Below are 21160 nucleotides of genomic sequence, written 5' to 3' on the forward strand. Positions count from 1 at the left end.
GTCGGGTGCGGGGGCGGGTGGTCAGGCGCGCAGGGCTTCCACGGCCCGCGCGAGCGCCTGCGGCACCTCGGGGACGAGGGCGTGCGCCCCGTCGCGTACGACGTGCCGCCCGCCCACGACCGTGTGCCGCACATCCGCTGCCGTCGCGGCGAATACGGCCGTCTCGGCGCCGAGTCTGGGCAGCGGCCCCGCTGTTCTGACCGAGTCCAGGGCGATCGTCGCGAGGTCGGCGCGGGCCCCGGCCTCGATGCGGCCGGCGTCGTCCCAGCCGAGGGCGGCGTGGCCGTCGGCGGTGGCGGCGCGCAGCAGGGCGGCGGCGGTCCAGTGGCCCCGGGTGCGGGTGCGCAGGCGCTCGTTCAGCTCCATCGCCCGCGCTTCCTCCAGCAGGTCGACGACGGCGTGGCTGTCGGAGCCGAGGGAGAGCGTCGAACCCGCTCGCTGCAGCGCGGCCGCCGGGCCGATGCCGTCGGCGAGGTCCCGTTCCGTGGTGGGGCACATGCAGGTGCCGGTGCGGCTGCGGCCGAGCAGGGCGATGTCCTCGTCCGTGAGATGGGTGCTGTGGACGGCGGTGGTGCGGTCGCCCAGGACGCCTTGGTCGGCGAGGAGTTGGGTGGGAGTGCGTCCGTGGGCCTGTCGGCAGGCGTCGTTCTCGGCGGTCTGCTCGGACAGGTGCACATGCAGCGGGGCCCGCCGCTCCCCGGCCCAGCGCGCCACGGTCGCCAACTGCTCGGCGGGCACGGCCCGTACCGAGTGGACCGCGGCCCCGATCCGTGCGTGATCCCGATCCTTGAGAACTGAACAGCGTTGCGCCCAGGCCTCCGCCGTGCCGTCGGAGAAGCGGAGCTGGTGGGTGTTCGGGGGCTCGCCGAAGCCGGAGGAGAGATAGCAGGTGTCGAGGAGGGTGATGCGGATGCCGGCTTCGGCGGCGGCCTCGATCAGGGCCTCGCCCATCGCGTTGGGGTCGGCGTAGGAGGTGCCGCCGGGCGCGTGGTGGACGTAGTGGAACTCGCCGACGGCGGTGATGCCGGCCAGTGCCATCTCGGCGTACACCGCGCGGGCGAGGGCGTGGTAGGTGTCGGGGGTCAGCCGGTCGGCGACGGAGTACATGACCTCGCGCCAGGTCCAGAACGTGCCGGCGCCGACCTGGACGGTGCCGCGCAGGGCGCGGTGGAAGGCGTGCGAGTGGGCGTTCGCCAGTCCCGGCAGGGTCAGTCCGCGCAGGACCTCGGCGCCGGGCGGCGGGGCGGTGACGCCCCGGTGGACGGCGGTGATGCGGCCGTCCCGCCCCGCTGCGTCGCCGCTGACGGACACCGTGACGGCGACGCCCGGCTCGACGTGGGTGCCGAGCCACGCGTGCTCCAGCCAGTACGTCCGTTCCGTGCCTGCCGGCGTCCGTACCGGCGTGCCTGCCGGCGTGCGTGTCGGCGCGTCTGCCGGTGTCCGTGTCGGCTCGGTGGGGGTCACGTGCGGGCCAGCCCTTCCAGTACGTCGGCCAGTGCGTGCACCCCGGCCGCGCAGTCGTCCTCGGCGGCGTGCTCGGCCGGGGAGTGCGAGACGCCGGTGGGGTTGCGCACGAACAGCATGGCGGTCGGGACGCGTCCGGAGAGGATTCCGGCGTCGTGTCCGGCGCCGGTGCCGAGGACGGGCACGCGCAGGTCCGCCTCCTTGCCGAGGATGCGGGCGAGTTCGTCGCGCAGGGCGTGGTCGAAGTCGACGACGGGGGTGAAGGACTCGCACTCGACGCCGAGGTCGACGCCGTGCGCGGCGGCGTACTCGCGGGCGGCCTTCTCCACACCGGCTACCACGGCGTCCAGGCCCTCCTGGTCGGCGGCGCGGGAGTCGAGCCAGCCGCGCACCAGGGAGGGCACGGCGTTGACGCCGTTGGGCTCGACGGCGACCTTGCCGAAGGTGGCGACGGCACCGGCGAGTTCGGCCTCGCGGCGCGCGGCGAGGACGGCCTCGGCGTACGGCAGCATCGGGTCGTGCCGGTCGGTGAGCCGGGTGGTGCCGGCGTGGTTGGCCTCGCCGCGGAAGTCGAACCGCCAGCGTCCGTGCGGCCAGATGGCGGAGGCGATGCCGATGCGGTCGCCGGACAGGTCGAGGGCGCGGCCCTGCTCGACGTGGAGTTCGACGAAGGCGCCGATGCGGGCGAGCCGCTCGGGGTCGGGGCCGAGGGTGTCCGGATCGTGTCCGGCGGCCTCCATCGCCTGCGGGAGGGTGATGCCGTCGGCGTCGGTGAGGCGGTGGGCCTGCCCGGCGGTGAGCGCGCCGGAGGTGAGCCGGGAGCCCACGCAGGCGAGGCCGAAGCGGGCGCCCTCCTCGTCGCCGAAGTTGACGATGCCCAGCGGCCTGGTGAACCGCGTCCCCCTCCCGCGCAGTTCGTCCAGCGCGGCGAAGGCGGAGACCACGCCGAGGGGACCGTCGAAGGCGCCGCCGTCGGGCACGGAGTCGAGGTGGGAGCCGGTGACGACGGCGTTCCCGGCAGCCGGGTCGCCGAGCCAGGCCCACTGGTTGCCGTTGCGGTCGGTCTCGTACGCCAGCCCGCGTGCCTGGGCCTGTTCCCGGAACCAGGTCCGGCAGTCGGTGTCGGCGCCGGTCCAGGCGTAGCGGCGGTAGCCGCCGGAGGCGGAGCTGCGGCCCACCGGCAGCAGCTCCGCCCACATGCTGTGGAAGCTCACGCGACGTCACCCTCGCGCCCGGCGTCGTCCTCGCGCGGCCCGTCATCGCCCTCGCGCGGCCCGTCGCCCTCGCGCATCGGCACCCGCACGCCCCGCTCCCCGGCCACCGACTCGGCGATGTCGTACCCGGCGTCGACGTGCCGGATGACGCCCATGCCGGGGTCGTTGGTGAGGACCCGGCGGATCTTCTCCCCGGCGAGCGCGGTGCCGTCGGCGACGGTGACCTGCCCGGCGTGCAGGGAGCGGCCCATGCCGACGCCGCCGCCGTGGTGGAGGGAGACCCAGGAGGCGCCGGAGGCCACGTTGACCATGGCGTTGAGCAGCGGCCAGTCGGCGATGGCGTCGGAGCCGTCGAGCATGGCCTCGGTCTCGCGGTACGGGGAGGCGACGGAGCCGCAGTCGAGGTGGTCGCGGCCGATGACGACCGGTGCGGCCAGCTCGCCGCTCGCGACCATGTCGTTGAACCGCTCACCGGCCTTGTCGCGCTCGCCGTAGCCGAGCCAGCAGATGCGGGCGGGCAGGCCCTGGAAGCGGACCCGCTCCCCCGCCAGCTTGATCCAGCGGGCCAGGGAGTCGTTCTCGGGGAAGAGGTCCAGGATCGCCCGGTCGGTCTTCGCGATGTCGGCCGGGTCGCCGGACAGGGCGGCCCAGCGGAAGGGGCCCTTGCCCTCGCAGAAGAGCGGGCGGATGTACGCCGGGACGAAGCCCGGGAAGGCGAACGCCCGGTCGTAGCCGGCGAGCCGGGCCTCGCCGCGGATGGAGTTGCCGTAGTCGAAGACCTCGGCACCGGCGTCCTGGAAGCCGACCATGGCCTCCACATGGCGGGCCATGGACTCGCGGGCGCGGGTGGTGAAGCCGGCCGGGTCCTTGGCGGCGGCGTCGGCCATGTCCTCGAAGGCGATGCCGGTGGGCAGGTAGGCCAGCGGGTCGTGGGCCGAGGTCTGGTCGGTGACGATGTCGATCGGGGCGCCCGCGGCGAGCAGCTGCGGGACCAGTTCGGCGGCGTTGCCGAGGACTCCGACGGAGAGCGGCTCGCGCCGGTCCCGGGCCTCGGTGGCGAGCCGGAGGGCGTGGTCGAGGGAGTCGGCCCGCACGTCGAGGTAGCGGTGCTCGATGCGGCGGTCGATGGCGCGCGGGTCGCAGTCGACGCAGATCACGACGCCGTCGTTCATCGTCACGGCCAGCGGCTGGGCGCCGCCCATGCCGCCGAGCCCTGCGGTCAGCGTGATCGTCCCGGCGAGGGTGCCGCCGAACCGCTTCGCGGCGACGGCCGCGAAGGTCTCGTAGGTGCCCTGGAGGATGCCCTGGGTGCCGATGTAGATCCAGGAGCCGGCCGTCATCTGCCCGTACATGGTCAGGCCGAGGGCCTCCAGGCGGCGGAACTCCTCCCAGTTCGCCCAGTCGCCGACCAGGTTGGAGTTGGCGATGAGCACGCGCGGGGCCCACTCGTGGGTCTGCATGACGCCGACCGGGCGGCCGGACTGGACGAGCATCGTCTCGTCCTGCTTGAGGGTCCTCAGCGTCCGGACCATCGCGTCGAAGGAGCGCCAGTCGCGGGCCGCCTTGCCCGTGCCGCCGTAGACGACGAGCTTGTCGGGGTGCTCGGCGACCTCGGGGTCGAGGTTGTTCTGCAGCATCCGCAGGGCGGCCTCCTGCTGCCAGCCCGGGGCACTCAGCCCGGTACCGCGTGGCGCTCGGACAGGTCGGGGTCCGGGGACGGACATGTCGGCCTCCTGGTGGCTTGCTCCCGGCGGACTGTTGCTACGGATATTCATATCGTCGTTGCGTGAATAGAAGTAGTCAATACGCGTTCGTGTCCCGTCCCGGGCGCGTGCGAGTGTGGATGTGGACGCGTGTGAGCAGGCAGCGACGGTATGGAGGCCCGCGTGAGCGACGGCAGGGACATCAGCGGCGAGTTCGACGGCTCCGACGCGGGGCGGGCGGTGCGCCGGGACGGGGCCGTGCGGGCGGCCGTGGAGCAGGGGCTGCTCGGCCCCGGCACCCCGATCGTCGGCCTGCTGGACGTCGCGGGGATACGGGAGTCGGCGGCGGCGCTGCGCGCGGCGTTCGACGCCGTGACGGCACCCGGCACGCCCGTGCTGCACGCCTTCGCGGTGAAGGCGACGCCGCTGGTCCCGGTGGTGCGGCTGCTGCACGAGGAGGGCATCGGCGCGGAGGTCGCGAGCCCGGGAGAGCTGGCGCTGGCCCGCGCGGCCGGGGTGCCGGCGGAGCGGACGGTCCTCGACTCGCCCGCCAAGACGCCGGACGAGCTGCGGGAGGCGCTGGCGCTGGGCATCGCCGTCAACGCGGACAATCCGCAGGAGCTGGAGCGCCTCGACGCCCTGATGGCCGAGGGGACGAGCGCCTCTCCGGTCGGTATCCGGGTCAACCCGCAGGTCGGCGGCGGTTCCATCGAGGCGCTGTCGACGGCGACGGCGACCTCGAAGTTCGGGGTGGCGCTGCGGGACGAGGGGGCGCGCGAGTGGGTGGTGCGGGCGTACCTGGACCGGCCGTGGCTGACCCGGCTGCACGCGCACACCGGCTCCCAGGGCATTCCGCCGGCTCTGATGACCGAGGGCGTGCGGGAGACGTACGCGCTGGCCGAGGAGATCAACGAGCGTGCCGGGCGGCGGCAGGTCGACACCCTCGACATCGGCGGCGGCCTGCCGGTGAACTTCGCCTCGGACGAGACGACACCGACGTACGCCGAGTACGCGCGCGTGCTGCGCGAGGCGGTGCCGGGGCTGTTCGACGGGCGGTACGGGCTGGTCACCGAGTTCGGGCGGTCACTGCTCGCCAAGCACGGCACGATCGTGGCACGGGTGGAGTACGCCAAGAGCGCCGGGGGCCGGCCGATCGCGGTGACGCACGCGGGCGTGCAGGTGGCGACGCGGACGGTGTACGCGCCGGGGTCGTGGCCGCTGCGGGTCGCCGCGTACGACGGCAAGGGACAGCCGAAGGAAGGCCCGGACGTCGTGCAGGACGTCGCGGGTCCGGCCTGCTTCGCGGGCGACCTGCTGGCCGTGGGGCGGGCGCTGCCGCTCCTGGAGCAGGGGGACTACGCGGCGGTGCTGGACACGGGGGCGTACTACTTCGCCCACCACTACGCGTACAACTCGCTGGCACGGCCCGCGGTCCACGGCTTCACCGTGGACGGAACCGGAACCGGAACCGGAACCGGAACAGGGACAGGGACCGAAGCCGAAGCCGGAGCCGGAGCCGGAGCCGGGGCCGCGGGTGTCGCCTTCGCCACCGTGCGGACGGCGCAGACGGTCGCGGAGATCGTGGCCGAGGCGGGAGGGGAGCACGCCGACGCGCTGACCGGGGAGCTGCGCCCCCGGCGGGCAGGCGCCGTGTAGGCCGCGCACGCGGCGGGCCCGGTCGCACCGGCGCGGCCGGGCCGGCACGATGCCTGCGCGGCGGGGCCGTACGGCGTACCGGCGCCGCGCCGCCTGTGCAGCGTGGGCGCGCGGCGCTCCGGTCAGACCAGTGCCGCGGTCTTCCGCCGGGCCCCGCCCGGGGCGGCGTCGCCCGCCGCGATGCCGGTGCTGCGGTAGCCCTTGACCGCCTTGCCCGCCGGGCGGCCGGTGTTCGCGGCCAGCCAGTCCACGCGGACCCACAGCAGTGCCTGCCCGGACTCCTCGCGGCGGCCGAGCCAGGCGGACTTGAGCCACAGTCCGGCGCCGCAGCCGGCCAGCAGCAGTCCGCCCGCGGCGGGCACCGCGAAGGCGCTGCCCAGGGCGGCGAGGAAGGCGAGGAGCAGCCACCAGCGGTGTCCCCGGCGCCAGTTGCGTACGGTGACGGCGCGGTCCTGGAGGACGTCGTGCTTGCCGGCGCGGGCGGCCGAGCCGGCCAGGGCGGTGTAGCGGCGCCGGCGCGCGTACGCCACGACGCCCGTGGCGACGACGAAGAGCGCGGCCCCGGCCAGTACGCCGATCCGGCGTCCCGTGAGTCCCGGCACCAGCACGCCGATGCCCGCCGCGAAAACGCCCAGCCACCACATCGGCGCCGCCCCCGCCCGTACGACGACGGCGACCCGAGCCAGTCCCACCTGTCCTCCGCGCGCCACGTCCTGCCTCCGTTCCGCTGGTGCCCGCCGGCGCCGGTCCGCGCCCGCGCGACGCGCATCGAGGGCGCGTCAGGCGCCGCACTGTAACGGGGCAAGCTGAGACGAATCTGAGAGCGCGTCCGCCGTCCGGGTCACGTGCGGCGTTCCGGGTCGCCGGCGGGCTCAGTCGACGAACAGTCCCCGCGCCGCCGCCCGGGCGTCGAACTCCTCCAGCCGGGCCTGCGCGTCCGGCAGGTCGTCGCACATCGCCTCCAGGAGCACGCGGCCGAGCAGCATCGGCGCGCAGGCGGTGTCGAAGGCGAGCCCGGTGCCGACGGCGGCGGGCAGCAGCAGGTCGGACACCTTGGCGACCGGCGCGAAGGCGGAGTCGGCGACCGTCACCACGGTGAGCCCCGCCTCCTTGGCGTGGGTGAGCGCGTCGACGACCTCGCGCGGGTGGCGGGGCAGGGCGAAGCAGAGCAGGGCCGTCGCCCCGGCCCGGACGGCGGCGTCGACGCGGTCGCGGAGCATCGTGCCGCCCTCGCCCAGGAGCCGGACGTCGGGGTGGACCTTGGCGGCGAAGTAGGCGAAGCCGTGGGCCTGGGCCGCGGCGGCCCGCAGCCCGAGCACCGGCAGCGGGCGGCTGGCGGCGAGCAGGGCGCCCGCCTCGCGCACGGGCGCCGGATCGGCCAGCACCTCCGCGAGGTGCCGCAGGTTCTCGATCTCGGCCGCCACGGCCTGCTGGTACTCGTTGCGGGAGCCGGTGTCCGCCACGGGCCCCGCGGGGGCGACCTCGCGCAGGTGGCGGCGGAGCGCCGGGTAGCCGTCGAAGCCGAGGGCGACGGCGAAACGGGTCACGGACGGCTGGCTGACTCCCGCCAGCTCGGCCAGTTCCACGCTCGACAGGAACGGCACGTCGGACGCGCGGCGCACCATGCTGTGGGCGATGCGCCGCTGGGTCGGTGTCAGCCGGTGGCCCTCGAAGAGCGCCTGCAGCCGCCCGGCCGGGCTGTCGGCCCCGCCCTCGCCGCTCGGACCGGTCGCGCTCATGACGTACTCCCCCTCCACCTGTCCACCTGCCGCCTGTGCCCCCTGCCCTCTATTCACCTGCCCAGAATCCTGCATACCGTTATACAGCGAGGCGGCGCCCGCCGGCCGCCCCTACGGGTCTTCCCCCGGCCGGAACGGGGGCTGTCCCCAGTGCGGCAGGCGTCCCCGCTGCCTACCTTGGGGGACATGACGGGAATGGACGCGCGGGACGCCGATCTCAAGAAGGAACTCGACGCCACCCTGCAGACCCGCAGGGAGCTGGGCGAGGAGTACGAGTCGGCGCTGGTCGACTCGTTCCTGGAGAAGGTCGACCAGCGCATAGACGGGACGGTGGAGCGCCGGGTGCGCCGGCAGTTCGCCGAGCAGCAGATGACGGCGGCCCGGGACGGCCGTTCGCCGCGCCCTGTGGACTCCTTCGGCGAGCGTTTCGGGTTCGGCATCGTCTCGCTGGTGCTCGCGGTCCCGCTGTCCGCGATCGGCGGGGGCGTCGGCCATCTCCCCGGGCTCCTGGTCACCTGGGCGGGCATCGTCGGGGTCAACGTCGTCCAGGCGGCCCGCACCAACCCCGGCCTGTTCGGGCGCCGGCACCGGGCCGAGAAGGGCGACGCCTGGGAGGGCTGAGCCGAGGGGGACCGATCGGGGGCCGTCGAAGGGCGCCGGGCCTGGGAGCGCCGAGCTGGGGGCGTCGGCCGAGAGTGCGCGAGAAGACTGCGCGGGGACCGCCGCACCCCCATCGCTGGGGGGCGGGACGACGGCGGTCCCCGCGGGGGACGCGCGAGCCGGGCCTCGCGGCCGGGCAGCGCGTCCGTGGCGTCCTTGGAGGTCCGGGAGCCGCTCCGGAAGGTCCGTGACGCCGTTCGGCGCCGGCGGAACCGGGGAGCCGCTCCCAGTTCCTGCCGACACCCCTTACTCTGCCGGTCCCGTGTTAAGCGACTGCTGCGCGCACATGACGCGCACGTACCACTTCCGCGAAGTCCACGAAGATCACCGAGCGGGCCCCGGCCCCCGTCGGCCGCTCCCCGCCCCTACCCGGATGTGCTTCCCGGGTCTACTTCCCGCCGGCCAGGAAGGACAGCAGGTCCTGCCGGCTCACCACGCCCGTCGGCTTGCCCTCGACGAGGACGATCGCCGCGTCGGCTGCGCCGAGCACCGACATCAGGTCCGCGACCGGCTCGCCGGAGCCGACCTGCGGCAGCGGGGCGGACATGTGCTTTTCCAGCGGGTCCTCCAGCGAGGCGCGCTTGGCGAACAGGGCGTCGAGCAGCTCGCGCTCCACGACCGAGCCGACGACCTCCGCGGCCATCACGTCCGGGTGACCGGCGCCGGGCTTGACGATCGGCATCTGCGAGACGCCGTACTCGCGCAGCACGTCGATGGCCTCGCCGACCGTCTCGTCCGGGTGCATGTGGACGAGGGAGGGGATGTGGCCGCCCTCCTTGTGGTTCAGGACCTCGGCGACGCGCGCGCTGGGGCCGGTGTCCTCCAGGAAGCCGTAGTCGGCCATCCACTCGTCGTTGAAGATCTTGCTGAGGTAGCCGCGCCCGCTGTCCGGCAGCAGGACGACCACCACGTCGTCCTCGCCGAGCGGCGCCGCCACCTCGAGGGCCGCGACGACCGCCATGCCGCAGGAGCCGCCCACCAGCAGGCCCTCCTCCTTGGCCAGGCGGCGGGTCATCTGGAAGGAGTCCTTGTCGGAGACGGCGACGATCCCGTCGGCGACCTCCCGGTCGTACGCCGTCGGCCAGAAGTCCTCGCCGACGCCCTCGACCAGGTACGGACGCCCGGAGCCGCCGGAGTAGACGGAGCCCTCGGGGTCGGCGCCGATCACCTGCACGGCGCCGTCACTGGCGTCCTTCAGGTACCGGCCGGTGCCGGAGATGGTGCCACCGGTGCCGACGCCGGCCACGAAGTGGGTGATCCTCCCCCCGGTCTGCTCCCACAGCTCGGGGCCCGTGGAGTGGTAGTGCGAGAGCGGGTTGTTCGGGTTGGAGTACTGGTCCGGCTTCCAGGCGCCCGGCGTCTCGCGGACCAGCCGGTCGGAGACGTTGTAGTAGGAGTCGGGGTGCTCGGGGTCGACCGCGGTGGGGCAGACGACGACCTCGGCGCCGTACGCGCGCAGGACGTTGATCTTGTCGGTGGACACCTTGTCAGGGCAGACGAAAACGCACTTGTAGCCCTTCTGCTGGGCCACGATCGCCAGGCCCACGCCGGTGTTCCCGCTGGTCGGCTCGACGATGGTGCCGCCGGGCTGCAGTTCCCCGCTCTTCTCGGCGGCCTCGATCATGCGCAGGGCGATGCGGTCCTTCACCGAGCCGCCCGGGTTGAAGTACTCCACCTTGGCCAGGACGGTCGCCCTGAGGCCCTTGGTCACGCTGTTGAGCCGCACCAGCGGGGTGTTGCCGACGAGGCTGATCATCGAGTCGTGGAATTGCACCGTGGTCTCCGGATGCTGAAAAAGGGGTCTGTATCGGTGCGGCCAGCCTATGGCCTGCGGGCTCGGCCGTGCCTCGTCACGGTCGTTCACTCCCCGTTGAGATTGGACCACCGTCCGTACGGGGCAAGGGATGGGTGTACGGGTTTCGGGAGGTGGCGGCTACACATGACGAGCATGTCGAGGGCGAGGGTCGCCCGGCGGATCGCGGCCGGCGCGGCGTACGGCGGCGGCGGCATCGGGCTGGCCGGCGCGGCCGCGGTCGGTCTGCTGCTGGCGGAGGTGCAGCTGGCCAGGCGACGGGTGGGCATCGGCACGCCCGACCGGGTGCCGAACGCGCGGGGGCTGTACGGCGGCACCCTGCCGACCGCCGGCGAGGCCCCGCTGCGGCTGATGATGCTGGGCGACTCCACCGCCGCCGGGCAGGGCGTGCACCGGGCCGGGCAGACGCCGGGCGCGCTGCTGGCCTCGGGGCTGGCGGCGGTGGCGGAGCAGCCGGTGGAGCTGGACTCGGTCGCGCAGCCGGGGGCGTGCTCGGACGACCTGGACCGGCAGGTGGCACTGGTCCTCTCCGGCTCCGGACGGGTGCCGGACGTCTGCGTGATCATGGTGGGCGCCAACGACGTCACCCACCGGATGCCGGCCACCCGCTCGGTCCGGCACCTGTCGGGGGCGGTGCGACGGCTGCGCACGGCCGGCGCGGAGGTGGTGGTCGGCACCTGCCCGGACCTGGGCACCATCGAGCGGGTGCGGCAGCCGCTGCGCTGGGTGGCCCGGCGGACCTCGCGGCAGCTGGCGGCGGCGCAGACCATCGGCGTCGTGGAGCAGGGCGGGCGCACGGTGTCACTGGGCGACCTGCTGGGCCCGGAGTTCGCGAAGAATCCGCGGGAGCTGTTCGGCCCCGACAACTACCACCCCTCCGCCGAGGGGTATTCCACGGCCGCGATGGCGGTGCTGCCGTCGGTGTGCGCCGCGCTCGGCCTGTGGCCGGCCGAGGAGGAGCACCCGGACGCGCTGCGGCGCGAGGGCTTCCTGCCGGTGGCACGGGCCGCGGCGGAGGCGGCGTCCGAGGCCGGCACGGAGGTCGCCGCCGCGATGCCGACGGGGCCGCGGGGTCCTTGGGCGCTGCTGAAGCGGCGGAGGCGCCGGCGGGTCGCGGAGGCGGAGCCCACCAGCCCGTCCGGCGTTTGAGGGCAGGCCGCTGAGGCGGAGCCGGGGGTCCGGGGGCGGCGCCTCCGGGCAGCCCGCCACCGGGCCCACGCGGGCGGAGGCACGCTCAACCGCCGGAAACAAAAGCAAGCGCTTAGACAGTTGCGGCCCATGTCACACCCCCGCCCCCGTGACCCGGGCCATACGGCCGGGTAACTTCCCCAGCAGCCGCCCGATCGCCACCCCCCTCTCGCCAATGGAGCCGTGATGCCCGAAGCCGTGATCGTCTCTGCCGCCCGCTCCCCCATCGGCCGCGCCTTCAAGGGCTCCCTGAAGGACCTGCGCCCCGACGACCTGGCCGCCACGATCATCCAGGCGGCCCTCGCGAAGGTCCCCGAGCTGGACCCGAGGGACATCGACGACCTGATGCTCGGCTGCGGCCTGCCCGGCGGCGAGCAGGGCAACAACCTGGGCCGGATCGTCGCCGTCGAGATGGGCATGGACCACCTGCCGGGCTGCACCGTCACCCGGTACTGCTCCTCGTCGCTGCAGACCTCCCGCATGGCCCTGCACGCCATCAAGGCCGGTGAGGGCGACGTCTTCGTCTCGGCCGGTGTCGAACTGGTCTCCCGTTTCACCAAGGGCAACTCCGACAGCCTTCCGGACACGCACAACCCGCTCTTCGCCGAGGCCGAGGCCCGCACCGCCACCGTCGCCGAGCAGGAGGGCACCACCTGGCACGACCCGCGCGAGGACGGCCTGGTCCCCGACCCGTACATCGCGATGGGCCAGACCGCCGAGAACCTCGCCCGCGCCAAGGGCATCACCCGTCAGGACATGGACGAGTTCGGCGTCCGGTCCCAGAACCTCGCCGAGGAGGCCATCAAGAACGGCTTCTGGGAGCGCGAGATCACGCCGGTCACGCTGCCCGACGGCACGGTGATCGGCAAGGACGACGGCCCGCGCCCCGGCGTCACCCTGGAGGGCGTGCAGGGCCTCAAGCCGGTCTTCCGCCCCGACGGCCTGGTCACCGCCGGCAACTGCTGCCCGCTCAACGACGGCGCCGCCGCCCTGGTGATCATGAGCGACACCAAGGCCCGCGAGCTCGGCCTGACCCCGCTCGCCCGCATCGTCTCCACCGGCGTCACCGGCCTCTCCCCCGAGATCATGGGTCTCGGCCCGGTCGAGGCGAGCAAGCAGGCACTCTCCCGCGCCGGGCTGGGCATCGGCGACATCGACCTGGTCGAGATCAACGAGGCCTTCGCCGCCCAGGTCATCCCGTCCTACCGCGACCTCGGCATCCCGCTGGAGAAGCTGAACGTCAACGGCGGCGCCATCGCCGTCGGCCACCCCTTCGGCATGACCGGCGCCCGCATCACCGGCACCCTCATCAACTCCCTGCAGTGGCACGACAAGCAGTTCGGCCTGGAGACGATGTGCGTCGGCGGCGGCCAGGGCATGGCGATGGTGATCGAGCGCCTGAGCTGACCTCTGGGGCCGGGGCCGCGGCACCGGCCGGGGGACTGTCAGTAGCACCCGCGGGACCCTGGGTGACGCCGCGGCCCGGGACCCTGACCTCCCAAGGTTCTGGGCCGTTTTGTGACCCAATCTCCCTCAGGATGTGACCTACCTCTCCGGACCCCTTGATTCGCGCAGGTCAGGCCAGCCACACGGGCGACTTCCGGGCCCAAAGTCCTGTCCGGTTCGTGACGTTACGCACTGACAGGCGGTTAGTCCTCCCTTCAAGCTGATGTAGGAAGTCGGGGGTCGACTTTGAACCGGGAGTACGTCAGTGAGCGCCATGCCGATCGCCCTGCTGCTCACCACGGCCGCCACCGGCGCCGTGGGCGTCGCCGTCCTGCGCAGCGTTCTGGTGCTGCGCAGGCAGGTGACGGCCCTGCACGCCGAGCTGGCCGAGAGCCGGGCCGCCGCCGCGCGGGGCCGTGTGCCCGCCGCACGCACCACCGCCGACGCCGAGGAGATACGCACCGCCGTCGCCGAGGCACTCGCCGACGAGCGCGAGCGGGAACTCGCCGAGGCTCGGGCCTTCTGGGCCGCCCAGGATTCCCGGGACGCCTCCGAGGCGCCCCTGCTCCTCGGCCTGTCCGACAGTGAGCTGTTCCTTCCGCGCCAGGCCGACCTCGCGGGCCTGGAGCCCCTGATCGAACCGGTCGCGGACACCGACGAGGCGTCCTCGCCGGACACGGGCCACTGCGGCCCGAAGGAGTCGGCCGAGCTGGCCGCCGCACGCCGCCGGCACCCCTCCCACCCGGACTTCGTACCGAACCCGTCGCCCGCCGTGAACGACCACGAGCGCACCGTCGCGACCCTGGAGGAGCTGGCCGAGTCCAGCGTCGCGCTCGCCGACGTCCGTCCCGGCCCGCTCGGCACGCTCGACGTGTACGTCTTCGCCGACGGCACCACGCTGTGCATGACCCCGGGCCACCGCGAGACCGCGGAGCGCCTGGCCGCCGCGCTCGGCGCGGGCCACACACCGTACCTGCTCGGCGGTTCGGGGATCTCCGGCGCCTACACGCTGACCTTCGCGTGCGGCGAGGAGAACGTGTACATACTGGCGGACCGCGTCATAGCGTCCCTCTAGCCGGCCGCACGGGCAGCAGCCCGGCCGGACGGGCCGTCAGACCCCCGCCCGTCTGCGGGCCTCCTCCACGAGTCCCGCCGCCGCCTCCACCTGGCCCTCGTCCTCCAGGACGAGGGCCAGGTCGTGTGCGGCCACGGCGATCTGGTCGGCGGCGGCGAACATGCCCGCGTCCGGCATCTCCCGCAGCTCGGAGCCGGGCTCCTCGACGAGCTGGGCGCGCCGGGCCAACTCCCTGGCCAACTCCAGCGCCTCGGCGGCGGCGCCGCGCTGCAGCCGGCTCTGCGGGGCGGCGCGCAGCCGGTCGGCGAAGTCGTCCACGGCACGGGTCAAAGGCGTCGTATCAACCACGGCGCGAGCGTACGCGTCCGTCCGGGACTGTTGCCAACGGGCTGAGGCTCAGGCACGGTGACCTGAAGGACCGGCTTACGACCCTTTCGCCCGGAGGCGCCGATGTCCCAAGTCTTCTCCGAGGAGACCCATCGCAATCTGCTCGCCCGTATCCCCCAGTGCACCGGCCGCGAGATCTCCGACTGGCTGCGAGCCGTCGAGGACGGCCCCGCCCTCTTGCGCTTCGAGGAAAAGGCCAGCTGGCTCCGCCACGAGCACAACCTCTCGTACGGTCACGCGAAGGCGATCGTCCACGAGTACGACCTGAGAAGGGCCGCGCGCAGGCTGCTGTGAGCAGGCGCCGGCCGCAGGACGCCGAACGACGACGAACGGCCCCGGGCACAAGCCCGGGGCCGTTCACCAGCTCTACGGTTCCGACCGGTCGTCGCCGACCGGTCGTCGCCCTCGTCGCTAGTCGTTGCTGTTCAGGATCGCGATGAGGCGCAGGAACTCGAGGTAGATCCAGACCAGCGTCAGCGTGAGGCCGAAGGCGGCGAGCCAGGCCTCCTCGCGCGGCGCGCCGTAGGCGAGCCCGTCCTCGACCTGCTTGAAGTCCAGGGCGAGGAAGCAGGCACCGAGGATGATGCCGACGATGCCGAAGACGACGCCGAGCGCACCGCTGCGGAAGCCGAGGCCGTCACCGCCGCCGAAGACGGCGAACAGCATGTTCACCATCATCAGGAAGACGAAGCCGAGGGCGGCCGCCATCACGAAGCCGTAGAAACGGCGGTTGACGCGGATCCAGCCCGCCTTGTAGGCGATCAGCACACCGGCGAAGACCGCCATCGTGCCGATCACGGCCTGCATGGCCGCGCCGTCCGCGATGCGGTTGTCGACGACGCTGGAGACCACACCGAGGAACACGCCCTCGAACGCGGCGTAGGACAGGATCAGCGCGGGCGAGGCCTTGCGCTTGAACGACTGGACCAGTGCCAGGACCATGCCGATCAGCGCGGCACCGATGCCGATGCCGTAGGAACGGCCGATGTTGGCGTCGTCCACGGGCAGCAGCGCCCAGGCGAGCGCGGCCGTCACCACGAGCAGGCCGAGCGTGCTGCCGGTGCGGATGACGACGTCGTCCATCGTCATCCGGCCGGCGGCGGGCGGAGCCTGCGGCGGCGCGCCGAACTGCTGGTCCTGCTGTGCGTACGGGTTCTGGGCGTACGGGTTGCCGGCGGGCTGGGCGTACGGGTTGCCCTGCGTGCCCTGCGCGTACGGGTTGGCCTGCGTGGCGACGGCGGGTCCCCCGGCCTGCGGCGCGGCGTTGAAGCCCGCGTAGCCGTTGTCGCGGCTGAACCCCCGTCGCGAGAAGACCGGGTTTCTGCTCCTCATTTCACTCCTCCATGGCCACACGGCGCAGCCTTGGCTCAAGAGTAATAGAACGGCAAAGGAAAGACCCTACTGCTTGGGGAGGATCTTTCCCTCACCTTGTGTGCCAACACGCTACGCCGCGCAGTGATTCCCCTCACGGCCGGGGCCCGGGGGCCCTCCGGGCGCCGCTCACCCGATCGGGAAGCCGGTGTAGGCCTCGGCGAGATCGGTCTCGGCAGCGCGGGAGGACGCGAACCGGTCGAGCCGGGCCAGCTGCAGCCGGTCGTCGAAGGGCGTGGCACCCGGCGCGCGGTGCAGCAGGGTCGTCATGTCGTACGAGAACCGCTCGGCCTGCCAGACGCGGCGCAGGCAGGTGGCGGAGTAGGCGTCGAGCAGTTCGTCGGAGCCGCCCCCGGTGCGGTGGGCCAGGGCCCGGGCGAGGGTGACGACGTCGCCGACGGCGAGGTTGAGGCCCTTGGCCCCGGTGGGCGGCACGATGTGCGCGGCGTCGCCGGCCAGGAAGAGGCGGCCGTGGCGCATGGGCTCGTGGACGTAGGAGCGCATCGGCGTGACCGACTTCTGGGTGATGGGGCCCCGGTCGAGCGTCCAGTCGTCGCGGGTCTCGAAGCGGCGCTCCAGCTCGGCCCAGATCTCGTCGTCGCTCCAGCTGTCGGCGTCCGTGTCCGCGGGGACCTGGAGGTAGAGGCGGGAGACGGACGGGGAGCGCATCGACAGCAGGGCGAAGCCGCGGTCGTGGCGGGCGTAGACCAGCTCGTCGTGGGAGGGGGCGACGTCGGCGAGGACGCCGAGCCAGCCGTAGGGGTACGTCCGCTCGAAGGTGCGTCCGTCCGGGACGGCGGCGCGGGCCACGCCCCAGAAGCCGTCGCAGCCGACGACGTAGTCGCACTCCAGCACGTCCTCGGCGCCGTCCGGGCCGCCGCGGCGGAAGCGGACGCGGGGCCGGTCCGTCTCGGCGCCCTCCACGGCCAGCGCCTCGGCCTCGAACAGCAGGGGGCCGCCGTCCGCCAGCTGGAGGGCGATGAGGTCCTTGCAGACCTCGGTCTGGGCGTAGACCATGACGGATCTGCCGCCGGTCAGCGCGGGGAAGTCGACGCGGTGCCGGCGTCCCGCGAACCGCAGCTCGATGCCGTCGTGGCGCAGCCCCTCGCGGTCCATCCGCTCCCCGGCACCGGCCGCGCGCAACACGTCCACCGTGCCCTGCTCCAGGATCCCGGCGCGCTGCCGGTGCTCGACGTAGGAGCGGTCGCGGCTCTCCAGGACGACCGAGTCGATCCCGGCGTTGCGGAGCAGCCGGGCGAGCAGGAGTCCGGCGGGGCCGGCTCCGATGATGCCGACGGTGGTGCGCATCGGTCGTTCCCTTCGATGGGCGTCGTTGCCATGAACCGACCGAGTGTTCGCCTGGTGAAATATCCTTCACTCGATCGTGCCGAGTCTCGGCCTCCCACACGCCGCTGTCAACGGGCCGGGACATGGACATGTCTCATCAGCCGGAGAGGGGGGAGCCGCTTGCAAGGGAAGGAGCCCGCACGCAAGGAGGAAGCGCGCACAGCAGGTGGCGCCGCGGTGAGTGCCCGGAGCCGGACTTGAACCGGCACGCCCGCGAAGGGGCAGCGAGGTTTAAGCTCGCCGTGTCTGCATTCCACCATCCGGGCAGGCCATGGGCTCCGCGTCGAGCGTCTTGAGCCTATCGGGACACACCTCCCCGGCCGTGGGCGGGAGGACCGATGTTGTCTTATTTTATTGGCGCCTGAGGGTCCATCAGCTTCCACAACTCGCCATCAGCACATGCCAACAGCCTTGCGCGCAACAGCCCGCGGCGTATGCGGAATGACGGGATTTCACCGTGTCGGACCGGGCCGCCCGCCCCGTTCCCGCCGGTCCGCGGGCCCCCGCCCCCGGGCGGATGCGGGTCGGGGTCGCCCGTCATCCGCAGGTATGACACCGGCACCCGGCGTCCGACCGAAGTCGCCCCCCGAAACCGGAACAGCGGCTGACTACACGGCGCCGCGCGGACGGAACGATGGACAGCGTCCCCGAGCAGTACCGCCGTACCGACAGGAGCCCTCCCGTGACCACCGCACCCCTCACCGACCGGTCCACCCTCGTGGCCGCGCGCGCCACGGAACTCTCGAAGATCTACGGCCAGGGCGAGACCCAGGTGGTCGCGCTGGACCAGGTCTCCATCGACTTCCGGCAGGCCGAGCTCACCGCGATCATGGGCCCCTCCGGCTCCGGCAAGTCCACCCTGATGCACTGCGTCGCCGGGCTGGACAGCTTCTCGTCCGGCTCCGTGCGGATCGGCGAGACCGAGCTGGGCACGCTGAAGGACAAGCAGCTCACCAAGTTGCGGCGGGACAAGATCGGGTTCATCTTCCAGGCGTTCAACCTGCTGCCGACGCTGACCGCGCTGGAGAACATCACCCTCCCGATGGACATCGCGGGCCGCAAGCCCGACAAGCAGTGGCTGGACTCCGTGATCGGGATGATCGGCCTGTCCGGGCGCCTCGGGCACCGCCCCGCCCAGCTCTCCGGCGGCCAGCAGCAGCGCGTCGCCGTGGCCCGCGCGCTGGCGTCCCGCCCGGAGATCATCTTCGGGGACGAGCCGACCGGAAACCTCGACTCCCGGTCCGGCGCCGAGGTCCTGGGCTTCCTGCGCAACTCGGTGCGGGAACTGGGCCAGACGGTCGTGATGGTGACCCACGACCCGGTGGCCGCCGCCTACGCGGACCGGGTGGTCTTCCTCGCCGACGGACGCATCGTCGACGAGCTGTACGGCCCGACGGCCGACTCGGTCCTCGACCGCATGAAGCGGTTCGACGCGAAGGGCCGCACCAGCTGACGGTTGCCGCGGCCCTCCTCCCCCGCCGGGAGAGCTCCCCCCGCAGCTCCGCCTCGCGCCGCCTCCCCCACCGCCCTCACGTCTGGACAGTGAAAGCCCCATGTTCCGTACCGCCTTGCGCAACGTACTCGCGCACAAGACCAGGTTGCTGATGACCGTGCTCGCCGTGATGCTCGGCGTGGCGTTCGTGTCGGGCACCCTGGTCTTCACGAACTCCATTTCCGAGGCGTCCGAGAGGGCCTCCGCCAAGGGCTTCACCGCGGTCGACGTCTCCGTCACGCCGGACTGGGACGAGGACAAGAGCGACGACGAGCAGACGAAGCTGACCCCGGACCTCCTCGACCGGGCCGACCGGACCGAGGGCGCGGCCTTCGCCATCGGCAGCGTCACCAGCTCCGTCGCCCTCGCCGACAAGGACGGCAACCCGGTCGGCAACGGCTGGCAGGTGGCGGGCGGCAACTACTGGGGCACCGACGACCCCCGCTACCCGATGGCCGAGGGCCACGCCCCGAAGGGCGGCGACGAGGTCGCCATCGACTCGAAGACCGCCGAACGGCACGGGTACAAGGTCGGGGACAAGGTCCGCATGTCCGTCGACGGCCCGGTCCTCACCCCGACCGTCTCCGGGATCTTCACCACCGACGACGGCAGCGTGGACGCGGGCGGCAGCCTGTCCCTGTTCGACACCGCCACCGCGCAGAAGCTGTTCGGCGAGCCGGGCGAGTACGACGAGATCATCGTGAAGGCGGAGTCGGGCGTCAGCCAGGACGCCCTCATGTCCGCGCTCGGCGCGTCCCTGCCGAAGGACAGCGTCGAGATGCAGACGGGCGCGGAACTCGCCAGCGACCAGGCCGCCATGATCGCCAGGTCCATGGACAGCCTGAAGCAGACCCTGCTGGTCGCCGCCGGCATCTCCCTCTTCGTCGGCACCTTCCTCATCGCCAACACCTTCACCATGCTGGTCGCCCAGCGCACCAAGGAACTCGCGCTGATGCGCGCCGTCGGCGCCTCGCGCCGCCAGGTCACCCGGTCCGTCCTGTTCGAGGCGTTCGTCGTCGGCATGATCGCCGCGGTCACCGGCCTCGTCGCGGGCGTCGGCATCGGCGCCGGGCTGCGTTCCCTGATGAACTCGTTCGGCGCCAACTTCGCGGACGGCCCGCTCGTCGTCTCCTCGGGCACCGTCGTGGCCGCGCTCGCCGTCGGCGTCCTCATCACCATGCTGGCCGCCTGGCTGCCCGCCCGCCGGGCCGCGAAGATCCCGCCGGTGGCGGCGATGAACAGCGTGCACGCCCAGGCGACCACCAAGTCGCTGGTACTGCGGAACACGCTGGGCTCCCTGATCACGGCGGCGGGCGTCGCCGTCGTCCTGGCCGCGACCACGATCGACAAGGCGACGACCGCCCAGGGCCCCATGGCCCTCGGCGCCTTCCTCGTCGTCATCGGCGTCTTCGTCCTCACCCCGCTGCTGTCCCGCCCGCTGATCGCGGCGGCCGCGCCGGTGCTGCGCGTCTTCGGCGTGTCGGGCAAGCTGGCCCGACAGAACGCGGTCCGCAACCCGCGCCGTACGGCGGCCACGGCCTCCGCCCTGATGATCGGCCTCACCCTGATCACGGCCATGACCGTGGCGGCGGTCGGCGTGCAGAAGGCGATCAACAAGATGGCCGCGGACTCGGTCAAGGCCGACTACGTCGTGTCGATGTCGAACTTCGGCTACCTCTCCCCGGACGTCGCGGAGAAACTCGCCGGGGTCGACGGCGTCACCGCCAGCAGCCCGCTGCGCAACAGCTGGGCGACCGTCGAGGACACGGACGAGTCCCTCACCGGTGTCACCGGCTCCGCCCTCGGGCAGCTGACCGACCTGCCGGTCAAGGACGGTGTCTCCGAGGTCGAAGGCACCCGGGTCGTCGTCGACGAGAAGACCGCCGAGGACCACGGCTGGAAGGCCGGTTCGGAGTTCACCGTCACCTACGACGACGACCAGGAGCAGCAGCTCACGGTCGCCGGGATCTACGAGGCCAACGAGCTGTTCAGCGGCATCATGCTCGACCTGCCGACGCTGTCCCCGCACATGGAGGACGCGGCCGACCAGCAGGTCATGGTGAAGATGGCCGACGGGACGTCCGACGCGGCGAAGGACAGCCTGCGGGCGGCCCTGGGCGACAGCCCGGCCATCAAGGTGCAGGACAAGCAGAACCTGTCCGACGAGATCGCCAAGACGATCACCCTGATGCTGAACATCCTGTACGGCCTGCTGGGCATGGCGGTGATCGTGGCGGTCCTCGGCGTCGTCAACACCCTGGCGATGTCGGTGTTCGAGCGCTCCCAGGAGATCGGCATGCTCCGCGCGATCGGCCTGAACCGCCAGGGCGTCAAGCGGATGGTGCGCCTGGAGTCCCTCGTCATCTCCCTCTTCGGCGCGGCCCTGGGCATCGGCCTGGGCGTGTTCTTCGGCTGGGCCGCGGGCGAGCTGGTGGGCGCCGAGGTGGCCACGTACGAGCTGGTGCTGCCGTGGGACCGGATCGGCGTCTTCGTGCTGCTCGCCGCGGTGGTCGGCGTCTTGGCCGCCCTGTGGCCGGCCCGGCGCGCGGCCCGGCTGAACATGCTCTCGGCGATCAAGGCGGAGTAGCGCGGGGCACGAGGACCC

At 72.9% G+C, this 21160-nt stretch carries 17 protein-coding genes and 1 tRNA gene; 8 read left to right on the forward strand and 10 right to left on the reverse strand.

The features are described from left to right. Positions 1-21: 21 nt before the first annotated feature. Genes IG94_RS0128335 through hutU form a run of 3 tightly spaced genes read right to left on the reverse strand, consistent with a single transcriptional unit; the run spans position 22 to position 4402 of the window. Positions 22-1464 carry a formimidoylglutamate deiminase gene (locus IG94_RS0128335; protein WP_281945700.1) on the reverse strand — a complete coding sequence of 481 codons (1443 nt, stop codon included), beginning with the start codon at positions 1462-1464 and terminating at the stop codon, positions 22-24. Continuing rightward, positions 1461-2678 (reverse strand): allantoate amidohydrolase, encoded by a 1218-nt coding sequence (locus IG94_RS0128340; RefSeq protein ID WP_031043295.1) that lies wholly within the window; start codon positions 2676-2678, stop codon positions 1461-1463. The genes IG94_RS0128335 and IG94_RS0128340 overlap by 4 nt, the downstream gene beginning before the upstream one ends. After that, positions 2675-4402, reverse strand: coding sequence for a urocanate hydratase (gene hutU / locus IG94_RS0128345; protein ID WP_031043299.1), 1728 nt, complete (start codon positions 4400-4402; stop codon positions 2675-2677). Before hutU ends, IG94_RS0128340 begins: the two co-directional genes overlap by 4 nt. 150 nt (positions 4403-4552) lie before the next feature. Here hutU and IG94_RS0128350 point away from each other — a divergent pair, with 150 nt between their 5' ends. Beyond that, positions 4553-6037: a type III PLP-dependent enzyme domain-containing protein gene (locus IG94_RS0128350; RefSeq protein WP_052410902.1), complete on the forward strand. Its 1485-nt coding sequence runs from the start codon at positions 4553-4555 to the stop codon at positions 6035-6037. A gap of 122 nt (positions 6038-6159) precedes the next feature. On the opposite strand, the gene IG94_RS0128355 is transcribed toward IG94_RS0128350, so the two are convergent. Beyond that, a complete protein-coding gene (locus tag IG94_RS0128355; RefSeq protein ID WP_031043304.1) occupies positions 6160-6747 on the reverse strand; it encodes a hypothetical protein in 588 nt (195 codons plus the stop codon). 162 nt (positions 6748-6909) lie between these two features. After that, on the reverse strand, positions 6910-7776 hold the full coding sequence (locus IG94_RS0128360) for a MurR/RpiR family transcriptional regulator (protein ID WP_031043306.1): 867 nt from the start codon (positions 7774-7776) through the stop codon (positions 6910-6912). Between the two features lie 195 nt (positions 7777-7971). On the opposite strand from IG94_RS0128360, the gene IG94_RS0128365 reads away from it, so the two are divergent. Next, positions 7972-8397, forward strand: a complete 426-nt coding sequence (locus tag IG94_RS0128365; RefSeq protein WP_031043308.1) for a hypothetical protein — start codon at positions 7972-7974, stop codon at positions 8395-8397. A gap of 427 nt (positions 8398-8824) precedes the next feature. On the opposite strand, the gene IG94_RS0128370 is transcribed toward IG94_RS0128365, so the two are convergent. Next, a complete protein-coding gene (locus IG94_RS0128370) occupies positions 8825-10210 on the reverse strand; it encodes a cystathionine beta-synthase (RefSeq protein WP_031043311.1) in 1386 nt (461 codons plus the stop codon). 165 nt (positions 10211-10375) lie between these two features. Here IG94_RS0128370 and IG94_RS0128375 point away from each other — a divergent pair, with 165 nt between their 5' ends. From IG94_RS0128375 to IG94_RS0128385, 3 genes are all read left to right on the forward strand, one after another. Further along, positions 10376-11398, forward strand: a complete 1023-nt coding sequence (locus tag IG94_RS0128375) for an SGNH/GDSL hydrolase family protein (protein WP_031043313.1) — start codon at positions 10376-10378, stop codon at positions 11396-11398. Positions 11399-11623: 225 nt separating this feature from the next. After that, positions 11624-12844, forward strand: coding sequence for an acetyl-CoA C-acetyltransferase (locus tag IG94_RS0128380; RefSeq protein ID WP_031043316.1), 1221 nt, complete (start codon positions 11624-11626; stop codon positions 12842-12844). Between the two features lie 304 nt (positions 12845-13148). Next, a complete protein-coding gene (locus IG94_RS0128385; protein ID WP_031043319.1) occupies positions 13149-13958 on the forward strand; it encodes a hypothetical protein in 810 nt (269 codons plus the stop codon). A 36-nt stretch (positions 13959-13994) separates the two neighbouring features. On the opposite strand, the gene IG94_RS0128390 is transcribed toward IG94_RS0128385, so the two are convergent. Beyond that, positions 13995-14306: a hypothetical protein gene (locus IG94_RS0128390; RefSeq protein WP_211269698.1), complete on the reverse strand. Its 312-nt coding sequence runs from the start codon at positions 14304-14306 to the stop codon at positions 13995-13997. 102 nt (positions 14307-14408) lie between these two features. Between IG94_RS0128390 and IG94_RS0128395 the strand changes: the two genes are divergently transcribed. After that, the gene (locus tag IG94_RS0128395) at positions 14409-14639 is read left to right on the forward strand and encodes a DUF4287 domain-containing protein (RefSeq protein ID WP_031043326.1); all 231 of its coding nucleotides are present in this window, start codon (positions 14409-14411) and stop codon (positions 14637-14639) included. Positions 14640-14756: 117 nt separating this feature from the next. On the opposite strand, the gene IG94_RS0128400 is transcribed toward IG94_RS0128395, so the two are convergent. The 3 genes from IG94_RS0128400 to IG94_RS0128410 all read right to left on the reverse strand — a co-directional run bounded on the left by IG94_RS0128400 (position 14757) and on the right by IG94_RS0128410 (position 17329). Then, positions 14757-15677: a Bax inhibitor-1/YccA family protein gene (locus IG94_RS0128400; protein ID WP_031043329.1), complete on the reverse strand. Its 921-nt coding sequence runs from the start codon at positions 15675-15677 to the stop codon at positions 14757-14759. Positions 15678-15845: 168 nt separating this feature from the next. Further along, the gene (locus IG94_RS0128405) at positions 15846-17024 is read right to left on the reverse strand and encodes a 4-hydroxybenzoate 3-monooxygenase (protein ID WP_031043331.1); all 1179 of its coding nucleotides are present in this window, start codon (positions 17022-17024) and stop codon (positions 15846-15848) included. Positions 17025-17245: 221 nt separating this feature from the next. Further along, positions 17246-17329: transfer RNA gene (locus tag IG94_RS0128410), tRNA-Leu, on the reverse strand. Between the two features lie 416 nt (positions 17330-17745). Here IG94_RS0128410 and IG94_RS0128415 point away from each other — a divergent pair. Next, positions 17746-18516 (forward strand): ABC transporter ATP-binding protein, encoded by a 771-nt coding sequence (locus IG94_RS0128415; protein WP_031043334.1) that lies wholly within the window; start codon positions 17746-17748, stop codon positions 18514-18516. Between the two features lie 100 nt (positions 18517-18616). Then, positions 18617-21142 (forward strand): ABC transporter permease, encoded by a 2526-nt coding sequence (locus IG94_RS0128420; protein ID WP_031043337.1) that lies wholly within the window; start codon positions 18617-18619, stop codon positions 21140-21142. Positions 21143-21160 lie beyond the last annotated feature (18 nt).

The sequence above is a fragment of the Streptomyces olivaceus genome (genome assembly GCF_000721235.1).
Classification (GTDB): Bacteria; Actinomycetota; Actinomycetes; order Streptomycetales; family Streptomycetaceae; genus Streptomyces; species Streptomyces olivaceus.